Raw genomic sequence first — 14,931 nt, 5'->3', positions numbered from 1 at the left:
CGCATTCAGTGATCTGGCTTTTTTTGTTTAAGGTGTCCTGAATGCTCACGCATTCAGTGATCTGGCTTTTTTTGTTTAAGGTGTCCTGAATGCTCACGCATTCAGTGATCTGGCTTTTTTTGTTTTAGGGGTTAATAATCTTTTAAATCCTATCTATAAGCCTTTTCTTTTGCCTTTAGCAACATTTCATATACAATATTAATATGAAGAAAAATATCCTTAAGACTCAACTACTTATACTATTTGTTCTCACGTTATTTTCATTTACATCTTTCTATTTCGGAAATGATCTACCTGATAATTACTTTACAATTACTTCCGAAAACTCAGGCAATATATTAAGTTATTATTTTTTTTCATTGGTAAAGTTAGCTTCTTACTTTAGTGGGCCATGGATTTTAATACCTTTCTTCATTTTTTCTATTTGTCATACTTTCATTTATGATAAGCGAGAGTATTTAGTCGATGTATTGAACTTTTTTCCATTAGTATTTGTTTCTGGAAGTCTTTCATTCTTATTTTTCCAAGATAGTTTAGGTTTTGGTCTTCAATACGCATTTAAAAATGGATTCACAACACTTTGGTTATCTATATATACAGCAGCAGCTTTTATTGCCTTTTTATTTGGGACCTTTAGAACTGGATTTAAGGATTCTATTGTAAAAACATTCTATTTTGCTAAGTCTGTACCGGCCAAAACAGTGAAAGCTAAGCAGGTTCTTCTTGCTCCCTTAGCTAAAAAAGAATCGATTGCTCAGATTGAGCACGATAATAGTCTAAGAAGGAGAATGGATAATATTCTCAAAGATGACTCTAAAAAAGAGAAAAAAGAAAAAAGTGGCTTATTTGATTCTTTGAATAAAATTAAAACTCCATCTATATTAAAGTCTAAAAAAGACGATGAAGTATCAGATGATTTAAAAGATGAGGATATTGAAGATGCTATTATCAAGCCTACTTTAACTGCAAATACTAATAAGCAGGATAGTGCAGATGAAAGTCAAAAGGCTGAGCAAGTCGATCTTCAGCAACAACAGGCTTCTAGCGAAGAAAAATCACCGCAAAGAGAGCCTCAGGTTAAGAAGATCCATGTTACTGCACCTTTAAATAGAATCGCTGATAGTGAAAATGATAATCAATATTTTGATATTGTTGATACTGCAAAAGAAAGTACTGTTGATAAGGTTTCAAATGAGCCAGATAAAGCTTACTTTGAACAAATTATTACACTCCTAGAATCAAAGCTTACAGAATTCAAAATTGAAGGTGAAATTGTAAACGTACTAAAAGGTCCTGTTGTTGATACCTTTGAGTACCGACCTGGTGCAGGTGTTAAGGTTTCAAAAATTACGGGATTAGCAGATGATTTATCTCTGGCCCTTTATGGTGCCCCAATTAGAGTTGTTCCTGCGATGTCTGGTAAGGATACCGTTGGTATTGAAGTCCCTAGAAATCCTCGTGATATCATATATTTAGATGAGGTTTTAAGCTCTCAAGAATTTCAAGACTCTAAATATTCTCTTCCAATTGCAATGGGGAAGAATGCATTCGGAGACTCATTTGTTATCGACTTAGCGACATGTCCACACATGTTAGTTGCTGGTGCAACAGGGGCCGGTAAGTCAGTATTTATTAACTCTCTACTCGTTTCTCTTCTTGTGAAGAAGTCTCCTGAGAAAATGAAACTAATTCTTATTGACCCTAAACAACTAGAAATGGCACTTTATAAGAAGTTACCTCACTTATTGATGCCTGTTGTGACAGATGCCAAAACAGCATCAATTTCATTATTGTGGGCCTGCCAAGAGATGGATCGACGTTATTCAATTCTTGCAGACTTTGGTGTTAGAAATATTTCTGGATTCAACGAAAAACTTAAGCGTGCGACACCGGAGATGCTGGCAAAAATTCATCATCACTATGAGGATACGACAGCTGAAAATTACGAACTTCCGTATATTGTTATTATTGTTGATGAGTTCGCGGACCTCGTACTTACAAAAGCTGGGAAAGAAATTGAAAATAATATTGCACGTATTGCTGCAAAAGCTCGTGCTGCCGGTATCCACTTAGTATTAGCAACTCAGAGACCATCAGTTGATGTTATTACTGGTGTTATCAAGTCTAACTTCCCAACTCGTGTTGCCTTTAGGGTTTCGTCTCGTACGGATTCAAGTACTATTCTTGATAAAATTGGAGCAGAAAGACTTCTTGGTAAAGGGGATATGCTATATAAACACGGAATTAATACACAACGTGTTCACTCTTCATATGTTGATGAAAATGAAATTGAAGCACTTACTAATAAGTTAGAAGCACTTGAGCCAGGCTTTGATGAAAAAGCAATGGAATTTCTTGAGAATGGTGGAGAGGTTGAAACAGATGATTATACATATGGTTCTCATATCTCGACTCCATCTTCATCGAACTCAGGAGATGCACTTTATGATGATGCGGTAAAAATTGTCATGGAATCACGCTCAGCATCAGCCTCAATGTTACAAAGAAGATTGAGAATTGGTTATAACCGAGCAGCAAACCTTATTGAGGAGCTCGAAAAGCGTGGTGTTGTTGGTCCTGCTCAAGGGGCTAAGCCGCGTCGCGTCCTCGTCGATGGTAATTCGGCATCATTATAATCTCGAAAGGCCTTGTGCGAGTCTAGTTCAAGGCCTATACATCCTTAAAAATATTACAAAAAAATATTGAATCCCTGAAGTCATCGTGTTAAAAATGCACCATCGCAATATCGCGAAATAAACAGCTACTCGAAGGGTTGGTCCGTTCGGTTCGAGTTAGTGTAATTAACCAACTTAGGAGTAATAATGTCAGAATTAAACATCAATGATCTATTAAAAGCTGGTGCTCACTTCGGTCACCAAACACACAAGTGGAACCCAAAAATGAAGCCATATGTATTTGGTGAAAGAAACGGTATCTACATCTTAGATCTTGCTAAAACAATTCCAATGGCAAAGAAAGCTCACGATTTCCTAAAGAAGACTGCTTCTGAAGGTAAGCCAATTCTTTTCGTAGCTACAAAAAGACAAGCATCTGAAACAGTAAAGAATGCTGCTGCTTCTTGTGGAGCTTACTACGTAACTAACAGATGGCTAGGTGGGATGCTTACAAACTACAAAACAATTAATCTTTCAATCGATAAACTAAGAAAAGTTGAAAAGATGAAAGAAACAGGTGACTTCGAGCTTCTAACTAAGAAAGAAAGAATCAAAGTTGGAAAAGAAGTTGAAAAGCTTGAGAAAAACCTTGGTGGTATCAAGGATATGAGAAAGCTTCCAGGTGCAGTTGTTATCGTTGATCCAAATAACGAAAGAATTGCAGTAAAAGAAGCTAACAAGCTAGGTATTCCTGTTGTTGCAATCGTTGATACTAACTGTAACCCAGAAGGTGTTGACTACATTGTTCCAGGTAACGATGATGCAATCAAATCAATTACTCTATTCTCTGAGTACTTCGCTGGTGCGATCTCTGCAAGTGGTGGAAAGACTAAAGCTGCTGCAGGAACTAAAGCTGCCGATAAAGCTCTAGAAGAAGAAATTCTTTCTAAGTACGAGAACGATATTGATTTAGCTGGTGAAGAAGAATAATTAAATCATAATTAGCGAGGTATAAGATGGCTATTACGGCAAGCGCTGTTAAAGAATTAAGAGAAAAAACTGGTGCAGGTATGATGGACTGTAAGAAAGCTCTTACAGAAACAAACGGAGACCTAGAAGCGGCAGTTGATTTCCTAAGAACTAAAGGTCTAGCAAAAGCTGCTAAAAAAGCAAGCCGTGTTGCTGCTGAAGGTACTGTAGTATCTGTAGTTGATGGTAACAAAGGTGTAATCCTTGAAGTTAACTGTGAAACAGACTTCGTTGCAAAAGGTGACGACTTCCAAGGTTTCGCAAAATCAGTTGCTGAATGGACTCTTGCTAACAAGCCTGGTTCTGTTGATGAACTTAAAGAAGCTAAGAATGCTGAAACAACTGAACTTACTATGAAATGTGGTGAGAAGATTGATCTAAGAAGATTCTCTGCAGTTGAAACTACAGGTGTTCTTGGTTCATATAACCACGGTGGAAAAATTGGTGTTCTAGTTGATCTAGATACTGATAAGGCCGATGCTCCAGAAGTTGCGGAACTTGCAAAAGATATCGCAATGCACGTTGCAGCAGCTGCTCCAACTTTCTTAACTTCTGATGACATTGATGAGTCATACAAGAAGAGAGAAGAAGAAGTTTACCGTGCACAACTTAAAGAAGAAGGGAAGCCTGAGAACATGATCGATCAGATCGTTAAAGGTAAACTTGGAAAACTTGCTAAAGAAGTTTGTCTTGTTGAGCAAGTATTCATCAAGAACCCAGACTTCACTATCAAGAAACTTGTTGCTGATGTAGCAGGTAAAGTTGGTGGTAACATTACTGTAAAAGCTTTCCATAAAATCAACCTTGGTGAAGGGATTGAGAAGAAAGAAGATAACTTAGCAGACGAAGTTGCTAAGATGACTCAACAGTAAAAATAATTACTAAATATAAGAAAAGGGCTTTTATAAGCCCTTTTTTTTTGCAAGGTTTTGGGGACTTATGAAATATAAAAGAATTCTATTAAAGCTATCAGGTGAAGCTTTAGCAGGGGAAGCTGGTTACGGTGTTACACACGATGTTCTAAATCAAATCTCAGAGGAAGTTAAAGATCTTGTAGAGATGGGTGTTGAAGTAGCTATCGTTGTTGGTGGAGGAAATATTCACCGCGGTGTAGCTGGAGCAACTAGAGGAATGGATCGTACTTCATCTGACCATATGGGAATGCTGGCCACTGTTATAAATGCACTTGCAATGCAAGACTCGTTAGAGCAAAAAGGTGTGTTTACAAGAGTTATGTCAGCTATTGATATGCAAGAGATTTGTGAGCCATATATCAGACGTCGCGCTGAAAGGCATTTAGAAAAGAAACGCGTTGTTATCTTTGCAGCTGGAACAGGTAATCCATATTTTACAACTGATACAGCGGCAGCGTTAAGAGCTAATGAAATTGACGCACAGGTAATCTTTAAAGCAACAAAAGTTGACGGAATTTATGATAAAGATCCTATGAAATATGATGACGCAGTTAAGTTCGATCAATTAAAATATATCGATGTATTAAATAAGGGAATCAAAGTTATGGATTCTGCCGCTATCTCACTTTGTATGGATAATGAGATGGAAATTGTGGTATTTAATATGTTTGAAAATGGAAATATTGCAAAGGCCGTAAGAGGTGAAGCAATAGGAACAAAAGTTATTAAATAAGAGGTGTAAAATGATTAATGAAATTAAAGCTGGCCTTGAAACAGATATGTCAAAAGCAATTGATTCTCTAAAGCATCAACTGACAAAAGTAAGAACTGGACGTGCATCAGCATCTGTTCTTGATGGTGTTATGGTTGAGTATTATGGAGCTCCAACTCCAGTTAATCAGGTTGGGCAAATCTCAACTCCAGAGGCTCGATTACTTCAAATTCAACCATTTGATAAAACACTTATAAGTGAAATTGAAAAATCAATCATCAATGCAAATTTAGGACTAACTCCATCAAACGATGGAAACCTAATTAGAATTCAATTCCCAGCTCTAACAGAAGAAAGAAGAAAAGAGCAGGTAAAAGAAATCAAAAAGATTGGTGAAGATAGCAAGATTCAAATAAGAAATGCCCGTCGTGATGGAAACGAAACGGTAAAAAAGGCAGAGAAAGCAAAAGAGATTTCTGAAGATGATTCAAAGAAGTTTCAAGCTGAAATTCAAACTGTTACAGATAAGTTTACAAAACAAGTTGATGAAATCGTAGCAGGAAAAGAAAAAGAGCTACTTACTCTCTAATAGAAATATGGACTTTCAAGTTAATAAACTTAAACATGTCGCAATTATAATGGACGGAAATGGGCGTTGGGCACAGAACCGCGCCCATCGTCGTGTTTGGGGTCATGTTCGTGGAAGTTCTGTTGTAAGTAATATCGTTGAAAAAGCAGATGATATGGGGGTTAAGGCTTTAACCCTCTATGCATTTTCAACAGAAAACTGGGGACGTCCCCCTTCTGAGATTAGAACCTTATTTCTACTTCTAAAAAAGTTCTTAATTAAAGAACGAAATAAAGTCTTAAAGAATAATATCAAATTCAATATCATTGGTGATATCTCTAAGCTTCCAAAAGATACAGTAAAGATTATCGATGATCTAAAACGAGATTCAAAAGATAATACAGGCTTAAAGCTCACATTTGCGTTTGGCTATGGTGGGAGAGCTGAAATTATTAGTGCTGTTAATAAATTAATTGCTGAAGATATTGAGGTAACTGAGGAGAGTATTTCAAATGCTCTTCATGCGCCTGAACTTGGTGATGTAGACTTAATGATTAGAACTGGTGGCGATCAGAGAATTTCAAATTTCTTATTATGGCAAATTGCCTATGGTGAGTTGTATTTCACTGAAACAATGTGGCCAAATTTTACTTGTACTGAATTTGAAAAAATTATCATGGAAGTTGAAAAACGTGAAAGACGCTTTGGCCAAGTAACAGAAACAGAGTCATTGGCAGCAACAAAGACTCAAGTGAAAAATAATTTTAGATTAATTAATTAAACGGACTTAATAATGACAAATACTCAGAAAAGAATCCTATCTGCGATAGTGATGATAGGAATTGTGGCCATTGCCTATTCAATTGGTGTTATCGGGATTGAAGTTTTACTCATCCTTGTGAGTGCCGCCTGTCTTTTTGAGTTTAGTGTTAATTTCCTTTCTTTAAAAATTGGAAGCCTTTTTTCCATCTTAAATTTCTTTATTCTAATAGGTGTTCAGTCTTGGGCAACATTGAATCCACAGATCTTTGGAAATCAGCTGATCCCTCTGGCGGGATGTTTAGTGAACATTTTACTTATGGGATATTTGTTCATTTCACCAATGGACTCCATGAGATTTGTTAAGTTTCTAAAAAGTATTTCTATAATGTCGATGGTTATCTTTTTGATTCCATTTTTGAACTTACATTCACTTCTTCATCGAGAAAATTGGCAAGGCCTTATAATCATTCTACTTATCTTTAACTTTGGAATGGATACTGGGGCCTGGTTCTTTGGTAAGAACTTTGGCCGAACAAAGTTGTGGAAAGCGGTCAGTCCTAATAAGACAATAGAAGGGCTTATTGGTGGAGCCTTAACTTCAGGTATCCTAGGAACTTTGGCCTGGTATTATTTAATTGGTAATTTTGAGGTAAAATATATACTGATCTTTTTTATTTTGGGGATTTTAAGTCAAGTTGGTGATTTAGTTCAGTCAAAATTTAAAAGACAGATTGGTGTAAAGGACAGCTCAAATTTAATACCTGGGCATGGTGGAGTTTACGATAGGATTGATAGCCTATTATTTGTCATCCCTTTTTACACTTTATTATTAAGCGATAAAATTTTATAAGGAATACCATGTTAGAAAAAGTCGTCATTTTTATTTTATTTTTAGGACCTCTTGTATTTTTTCACGAGCTGGGACACTTCTTATTTGCCAGACTTTTTGGAGTAAGAGTTGAAGTCTTTTCAATTGGCTTTGGCCCTAAATTATTTAAGTGGAAAAAAGGTGATACAGAGTACGCGTTTTCTGCAATCCCTCTGGGGGGATATGTCAAAATGTATGGGGACGATCCATTTAATAAAGATGGTGTTCCTGAAGAAGAAAGAAAATATTCATTTATTCATAAGAAAAAGTGGCAAAGATTTTGGATTGTTTTTGGTGGGCCATTAGCAAACTTTATTTTGGCATTTTTTATTTTCTTTGCATTATTTTTAACAGGAGAAAAAGTTCCTGAGATAAAGATTGGGAATGTTACGACAGAGTCAAAATTTTATAAGCTAGGCTTCAGAAGTGGAGATATTGTTAATAAAGTAAATGAGCATCGTATTACTTCTCCAAGTGATATCGTGTTAGAGAGTGATGGCCATATTCATTCGATTACAGTTAATCGTTTAGGAGAATCAAAAGATGTTTCAGTTGATATGAAGCCTGAACAGTTCTTTCAAGAGCTAGTTAACTATCCTCCGTTTTTACTTCTTCCAATAGTAAAATCAAAGAATGGCGATATTTTCTTAATTTCTAATAGCAATAAGCCTAGTACAAAATATAGCTTAGAAGAGTTATCAATTAACACACAGAAAGTTTACGTATTTCCAGTTAAAAGTATTGATAGTGAAACTAATAAACCAATATTTGATAAGAACGCTAAAGTTGTAAGAGAGATCGAAGTAAGTGGTGACTTAAAAGAATCTCTTGTCGCTAATGACTTATACCCAATGGACTTAATCATTAAGAGTGTACAAATGAAGTCTCCTGCAGACAAAGCCGGTTTATTGGCCGGTGACATTATTATAAATGTTGGAGGAGAAAGAGTTTACTCTTTTGATCGACTTAGAGGTCGAATTCAAGATACTGATGGGGCAGCGAGCTTAAAAGTAATTAGAAATGGTAAGCTTAAAGATTTTCAGATCACTCCAGAAGTGAAAACTCAAGGTGATGAAACAGTTAAGTTAATCGGTGTTTATAGTTATGGTATTTATGCTCCTGGTAGATATGTTACAACAGAGCCAATGAATTTCTTTTCTGCAATACCAAGAAGTTTCTATCGTACATGGGATGGAGTTGTTAAAACTTTTGAAGGCTTCAAGAAGTTAATTACGGCAGAGGTATCTTTAAAGAACATTGGAGGCCCTTTATCAATTGGAAAGGTTGCTTCTGACTCTTTTAATACATCAATATCGTATTTCTTTCAGTTAATGGCATTAATCTCAATTAATCTTGGAGTTATTAATTTATTTCCTATCCCTGTCTTGGATGGTGGGCATATTGTTTTTCTTATTTTAGAGGCTATAAATGGTGGGCCACTTTCACGAAGAAAGCTTGAGATCGCTCAACAATTTGGTCTTTCGGTACTTCTTCTATTAATGATTGGAGCACTGTTTAACGACTTTACTAGATTTTTCTAATGGCATACTTATTTATTGATACATCACATTTACTTCACTTTGGTCTTCTGGATGAGAACTTCTCATGGATAGAAAGTGAAGTTGTTGAAACAAAGAAGACATCAGAAATTCTGCATGCAAAAGTTCACTCTTTATTAGAAAAACACAACATAGAAATAGCTAATCTAAAAGGACTAGTCATTATTGCGGGGCCCGGTTCCTATACTGGCATGAGAGTTGGAGAAGGTTTTGCACAAATCGTTGAATTAGAAAAATTACCGGTATTTTCATTCTATAGTTCAGATATCCCCGAAATGCTCGGAGACACAGATGGGCATTGGGTTTTTCCTGCCTTTAAAAGGGAGTACTATATTCGTACAAGTGGCGAGGAAAAACTTCTAAGTGAAGAAGACTTTGGAGCGTTTGCCTCTGGTGTTGATAAGTCCCTCTTATATACTCATGGGGAAAATGAATTAAGCTCTCAATGTGCTAAGGATACTCGAGATATTCTAATCTCACGGCCACAGTCCATATTTAAGAAGGTTATTTCTGAAAAGATGAGGAAGAGACCTTATTATTTTAGACCCCTACATGTTGAATTTAAAAAGTCTTAGTATGACATGTCAGCATAATATTGGTACTTTATAAGAGTGAAAATATTTTATCTATCTAAGTCGACTATTAATTTCATAATTGTCATAGCATTTCTTCTAATGCTCTTGTTTAGCTTTTATATTTTATTAATCTATCTTTTATTAGTTAGTCTTTTTCTGTTTTTATTTCGTCGAAAATTTATTTTCTTCAAAGAGGATCAGGTTACAACTGCTGGAACGATTTACGCACCCGTTTCAGGTAAGATCTCAGAGATAAAAACGACTGATGATCAGAAGACAGAAATTTCTATAAAAATGAATCTCTTAAGTGGATATGGTATTTATTTACCAATTTCAGGCCGCTTTAATAATGTCTCTTTTAATAATAAAGAACACGGAAATAAAGTAACGATAGAAGATAGAGACAATAGAAAGATTCGTCTTTTCTTTATCAATTCTATATTTAAAAGAAATCCAGAACTCGTTGTTCTTCCAGGTGATTTAGGAAGAAGACAAGTTGATTTTGGATTTTATCCTTTTGGTGCCACCGTTAAAATGGAGTTAGACAACGTTCAATCTCTGGTTAAGCTTCATGAAAAAGTTCGTGGTGGTGAAACAATTATTGGACGCTACAATGAGGAATCACATGAATAAATATGATGCACAACCACATCGATTAACATTTTTTCTACCAAATACATTCACAGCATTAAATATGGGTTGTGGTTTTGCAGCTATCATTATGGCAACAAAGGGCCTTTATTATGGTGCTTGTATGATTCTCATCCTGGGTGCAATTTTTGATAGTGTTGATGGACGTATCGCTAGATTAACAGGGACTCAATCAGAATTTGGTGAGCAGTTTGACTCAATTAGTGATGTCATCTCTTTTGGTATGGCACCGGCCTTTATGATTTATTTTAAATATTTTCAGGATCTTGGTCGTGCGGGAATGATTATTTCTTTCCTCTATCTCCTATGTGGAGCACTTAGGCTTGCAAGATTTAATGCTAATATTAATAAAGTTCCTTCTAATTACTTTCAGGGGTTACCAATTCCTGGAGCGGCCATTGCTATAATTGGTTTTATTATGGTGACATTAGAATTCGACTTTGGAATGTATAGAAATTACTATGCAGCCGCCTATGTTGTTTTCTATGCCTTACTAATGATCTCAAATATTCCGTTTAATTCTTTTAAGAATTCTGATTATGTTAGAAAGAATCGAAGAAAGGTTCTAGCTTTAATACTTCTAATCCTTGTTATGGTCTTTATTTACGAGAAACTGATGATTTTCGTGCTCATTTCTGCTTATGTGCTTGGATGTATGGTGTATAATATATTCAGTAAAGACACAAAAGTTGAAATATTTGACTGGGAAGACAATGATGAAGAAAACGAATCTTAATCTCTATATTTTATTAATAGGATTATTATTTTCATTTAATGGTTTTGCTGAAATATCTGGCCATACCGTTTCAGGAGAGTTGGATCCTAAAGATTCTCCTTATGAAAACTCAGACTCTAGTGAACCATCTGATAATACTTCTGTACCTAATATTTTTGGTTCTGTTCCTCAACAGTATACAGAAGAGGAGCTTAAGGGTGCTCAAATGTCTGCCAAGGATAAGAAGTGGCTCGAAAGTGCTTCTGAAGAGGACTCAATTCTTTTTAAATCTCATAAGAATGAATACGCAGAATTTACGACTGAAGAAATTCTAAAAGATAGCTATCAAGCAACAAAGTCGCAGATTGGCTTCTCTTATATATATGATACGTTTGATTATTATGATAATTCAGGAACATTCGAAAATACCTTTAATAATAGCTCAGCAGAAGCTGACTCAGTCCAAGCCGGTTATTTATTTGCAAGTTATAAGCACTATTTTCAAAGAAATTATATTTCAACATTCTTTCAAGGAAATGTTGGTGTCTCTTTTAATTCGGGAAAAGGGAGCTTTAATACAGGGGCCTTATCTCAAACGACATTTAACTTATGGATTTTTCCTATCGATTTAAATCTTGGTTTAAAGATTAATCCGAGTCGCTATTTTTCTTTAACTCTGCAAGGTGGACCAACTATCGCTCCAATATGGCAAAATCGAGATGACAGAGAAGATGGTGAAGACGGAAAAGATATAAGACAAGTTGGATATGGCTTTAATGGATCTGCATCTCTTGATTTTTCTATTTATAATATATTCCCTGAGTTTGGCCTAAGCTTGAAAAAGTTTAGTGATGTATCTGATATGAGCATTAGTTTAGTGGCCAGAACAATGGAATTATCTGGATTTAAAAGAGAAGATTTTAAAGTAACTGGAACCTCTTTCGGGATAGGTTTTAACTTTGAATACTTATAAGATTACTTTTTCATATAATGGTAGCGGCTTCTTCGGTTGGCAAAAGCAAATAGATCAAAAAAGCATTCAGGGTGAAATTGAAAAAGTCGTTCAAAAAATTTCTAAATCTCAAGATATTCAGGTTGTAGGATGTGGACGAACAGATGCAGGAGTGCATGCTGTTAAACAAGTTACCCGTGTAAAAATGCCTCTGAAGATTGAAGAAGATAATTTAAAAAATGCATTAAATAGCTTATTGCCTGAAAGTATTAGAGCAAGCCATGTTGAGATGGCCCATGATGACTTTCAGCCTGTGTATGATGCAAAATCAAAAACCTATCGTTATATCTTTAGTTTAAATAAAATCTCCAATCCATTTTTAAAAGATACGGTCTCTTTTATTGGGAAGGATATTAATCTAACTAAGATGAATGAGGCATGTAAGATCTTTATTGGCAGTCATGACTTTGAGGGATTTTCCACTAAAGGAACTCCTGTTAAGACGACTATCAGAGAGATAACTAAGTGCCACATCTTTAAAGAAAATATAAATTATGGACCAGGGTTAAGTGAAGATGTTTACATCTTTGAGGTTTCTGGTAGTGGATTTCTTAAGCAAATGGTTCGACTAGTTGTGTCAGCAGTTTGGTCATATGCTGAAGGAAAGATTGAAGAGAGAGATATTCTTAATCAATTTAACAATCCGAGTGAGAATAAGATCGCTCCAACAGCACCACCACAAGGTCTTTACCTCTTTGATGTTCAGTATTAACCAATCTTATACACCTAAAACCCTGATATTCATTGACTTTTTGGCCTATTCTGGCTAATTTCGGCTATTCTTAATTATAATAATGTCGCATAGCGTAGTGAGGATTTATTCATGACTTATAAAGTAGAACAAGTTAATGACTGTACTAAGAAATTATCTTTTACATTTGATAACCTAGACCTTTCAGAGCAAATTACTGTAGCTCTTAAAGAGAAGCAAAAGTCTGTTTCTATTAAAGGTTTCAGAAAAGGTAAAGCGCCAATCGCTATGGTTGAAAAGCTATATCGTCCACAAGTTGAAGGTGATGCTCTAAATCGTTTCGTACAAAAAGAACTTTTTGAAGCAATCAATAAAGAAGATCTAAAAGTAGTTGGTTACCCTAACTTCGAAAACATGGATTACAAAGATGGAAAATCAGTTTCTTTTGATGCTGTCGTTGAAGTATTCCCAACTGTTGAACTTAAAGATTACTCAAAACTTTCTTTCACAAAAGATAAAGTAGAAGTAACAGATGCAGATATTGAAAAAGTACGTACAAACTACTTAGCTCCTAAAGCTGAAATGGTTGAAGCTGCAGAAGGTACTGCTCTTGAGAACGGACTTTTTGCTGTAATGAACTTTGAAGGTGAAAAAGCTGACGGTGAAAAACCAGAAAATATGAAAGGAGAAGAATACCTTCTAGAGATTGGCTCTGGTCAATTTATTCCAGGTTTCGAAGATCAAATGATCGGTATGAAAGCAGGTGAGAAGAAGACAATTGAACTTACTTTCCCAACTGAGTATCACGTAGAAGAACTTAAAGATGCAAAAGTTAAGTTCCATGTTGAACTTCTAGAAATTAAAGAAAGAAAACTTCCAGAGTTTACTGACGAAGTTGCAAAAGAGCTTGGTTTTGAATCTGTAGAAGATTTCCAAGTTAAAACAAGAGAAAACCTAACTAAGCAAAACGAAAGACAAGCTGCTGAAAAGTTAAATCAAGAAATCCTTGAAAAACTAATTGAAGAGAACTCTTTTGACGTTCCTTCAACAATGGTTGCTCAACAAAAAGAACACTTAAAGAACGATCTTGCTAATAACCTAAAGCAACAAGGTTTCACAGAAGATATGCTAGGTGAATACTTTGAGAAATGGGCCGGTGATCTTGATGAGAAAGCTCTTTTCCAAGTTAAGTCAGGTCTTATTCTTGAGAATCTTGCAACTAAATTTGAAATTGAATCAACTGAAGCTGACTTTGATGCAAAAATTGAAGAAAGCGCAGGTCTTTCAGGACTTACAGCTGATCAAGTAAAAGAATTCTACACAAGAGATGAGCGCATGAAAGCAAACCTTATGTATGCAATCCGTGAAGAAAAAACTTTTGCAAAACTTCATGAAGAACTAAAAATCAAATAATTAAAAAGGCCCGCTCAAAGCGGGCTTTTTTTATTCCTTCTTTTAAAATCTCAAATCTCTAATATAATTATTAAATATGTTTTTTTGGAGAGTTTATGAGATCGATTATTTTTACCTTTATTTTATTATCATTAATGAGCTGTGCTCAACTCGATTACAATATCCCAACTTCTCGTCTTGATAGTCCGGAAACAGCTGGTGGGCTTGGTAAGTTTGATGTTGCAATAGGTGCTGCAAGTGGATACGACGTGGATCTTGCTGAAGCTTATGACTTTGTTATTAGTGGAACGACGGCACAGGAATCAGTAACAGGGCCAGAACCCTTATTAACTTTTAAAGGGAATGTTGGACTGATGCCTCGTCTTGATATTGGACTTCAAACCTACCCTGATACATCTGATCTATTAAAGGTTAAATACCAATTTGTAGGAGGAGATCGTTCAACAAGTGGTCTTAAAGTATCTCTCCAAGGAGAGTTTGGCTTTGGCTATCATGAGGATGGAACACTAAATACAGATTCGAAATCATACACAACAGACCTTAAGGCGAAGTCATTAGGAGCTTCTTTAAATATCGGTTATCGTGTTAATTCAGAGTTGTTATTTTATTTAAATACTGTTTTTATGGAATATAAAGTTGACGGTGTTTTAAAAGATGGCGCTACCGTTGAGTATGATGGAGAACAGTCACCTGAGGTTATTCTTGTTTTACCAGGATTGAGGCTTGATTTTGATAGTGCCTACGTTCAAATAGAGTCAGGTTACTCTTTCTTGAATTCTTCATATAAAGAGAATAACTCTGATGATTTTACTTACGGATTAAGCTTAGGTTATACATTTTAAAAATA

General features: G+C 35.4%; 15 protein-coding genes. All 15 read left to right on the top strand.

Annotated elements, in window-relative coordinates:
• Positions 1-203 precede the first annotated feature (203 nt).
• The 15 genes from ACN5L8_RS08480 to ACN5L8_RS08410 all read left to right on the top strand — a co-directional run bounded on the left by ACN5L8_RS08480 (position 204) and on the right by ACN5L8_RS08410 (position 14,926).
• Complete coding sequence (locus tag ACN5L8_RS08480; RefSeq protein ID WP_419172817.1) at positions 204-2,636, top strand: DNA translocase FtsK; 2,433 nt, start codon at positions 204-206, stop codon at positions 2,634-2,636.
• Positions 2,637-2,822: 186 nt separating this feature from the next.
• Positions 2,823-3,605 (top strand): 30S ribosomal protein S2, encoded by a 783-nt coding sequence (gene rpsB, locus ACN5L8_RS08475; RefSeq protein ID WP_115362264.1) that lies wholly within the window; start codon positions 2,823-2,825, stop codon positions 3,603-3,605.
• A 26-nt stretch (positions 3,606-3,631) separates the two neighbouring features.
• Positions 3,632-4,516, top strand: coding sequence for a translation elongation factor Ts (tsf, locus tag ACN5L8_RS08470; RefSeq protein WP_115362262.1), 885 nt, complete (start codon positions 3,632-3,634; stop codon positions 4,514-4,516).
• A gap of 67 nt (positions 4,517-4,583) precedes the next feature.
• Positions 4,584-5,291 (top strand): UMP kinase, encoded by a 708-nt coding sequence (pyrH, locus tag ACN5L8_RS08465; protein WP_115362260.1) that lies wholly within the window; start codon positions 4,584-4,586, stop codon positions 5,289-5,291.
• Positions 5,292-5,301: 10 nt separating this feature from the next.
• On the top strand, positions 5,302-5,859 hold the full coding sequence (gene frr, locus ACN5L8_RS08460) for a ribosome recycling factor (protein ID WP_115362258.1): 558 nt from the start codon (positions 5,302-5,304) through the stop codon (positions 5,857-5,859).
• Between the two features lie 7 nt (positions 5,860-5,866).
• Entirely contained in the window at positions 5,867-6,619 is a 753-nt protein-coding gene (gene uppS, locus ACN5L8_RS08455; protein WP_115362256.1) for a polyprenyl diphosphate synthase, read from the top strand.
• A 12-nt stretch (positions 6,620-6,631) separates the two neighbouring features.
• A complete protein-coding gene (locus ACN5L8_RS08450) occupies positions 6,632-7,450 on the top strand; it encodes a phosphatidate cytidylyltransferase (protein WP_115362254.1) in 819 nt (272 codons plus the stop codon).
• 8 nt (positions 7,451-7,458) lie between these two features.
• On the top strand, positions 7,459-9,009 hold the full coding sequence (gene rseP, locus ACN5L8_RS08445; RefSeq protein ID WP_120404080.1) for an RIP metalloprotease RseP: 1,551 nt from the start codon (positions 7,459-7,461) through the stop codon (positions 9,007-9,009).
• A complete protein-coding gene (locus ACN5L8_RS08440; protein ID WP_120404081.1) occupies positions 9,009-9,602 on the top strand; it encodes a hypothetical protein in 594 nt (197 codons plus the stop codon). Before rseP ends, ACN5L8_RS08440 begins: the two co-directional genes overlap by 1 nt.
• A gap of 36 nt (positions 9,603-9,638) precedes the next feature.
• Positions 9,639-10,235, top strand: a complete 597-nt coding sequence (locus tag ACN5L8_RS08435) for a hypothetical protein (protein ID WP_162929487.1) — start codon at positions 9,639-9,641, stop codon at positions 10,233-10,235.
• Positions 10,228-10,989 (top strand): CDP-diacylglycerol--serine O-phosphatidyltransferase, encoded by a 762-nt coding sequence (gene pssA / locus ACN5L8_RS08430; RefSeq protein ID WP_158536883.1) that lies wholly within the window; start codon positions 10,228-10,230, stop codon positions 10,987-10,989. The genes ACN5L8_RS08435 and pssA overlap by 8 nt, the downstream gene beginning before the upstream one ends.
• Positions 10,970-11,941 (top strand): hypothetical protein, encoded by a 972-nt coding sequence (locus tag ACN5L8_RS08425; RefSeq protein ID WP_120404083.1) that lies wholly within the window; start codon positions 10,970-10,972, stop codon positions 11,939-11,941. Before pssA ends, ACN5L8_RS08425 begins: the two co-directional genes overlap by 20 nt.
• Entirely contained in the window at positions 11,928-12,692 is a 765-nt protein-coding gene (gene truA, locus ACN5L8_RS08420; RefSeq protein WP_120404084.1) for a tRNA pseudouridine(38-40) synthase TruA, read from the top strand. The genes ACN5L8_RS08425 and truA overlap by 14 nt, the downstream gene beginning before the upstream one ends.
• A 111-nt stretch (positions 12,693-12,803) precedes the next feature.
• Complete coding sequence (tig, locus tag ACN5L8_RS08415; protein WP_120404085.1) at positions 12,804-14,084, top strand: trigger factor; 1,281 nt, start codon at positions 12,804-12,806, stop codon at positions 14,082-14,084.
• A gap of 95 nt (positions 14,085-14,179) precedes the next feature.
• Positions 14,180-14,926, top strand: a complete 747-nt coding sequence (locus ACN5L8_RS08410; protein ID WP_419172816.1) for a hypothetical protein — start codon at positions 14,180-14,182, stop codon at positions 14,924-14,926.
• Positions 14,927-14,931 lie beyond the last annotated feature (5 nt).

Origin of the sequence: Halobacteriovorax sp., from assembly GCF_048381875.1 — a bacterium.
GTDB classification, from domain to species: Bacteria; Bdellovibrionota; Bacteriovoracia; order Bacteriovoracales; family Bacteriovoracaceae; genus Halobacteriovorax_A; species Halobacteriovorax_A vibrionivorans.
Note: the sequence above shows the minus strand (reverse complement) of the source record. Positions and strands in the feature narration are given on the sequence as shown.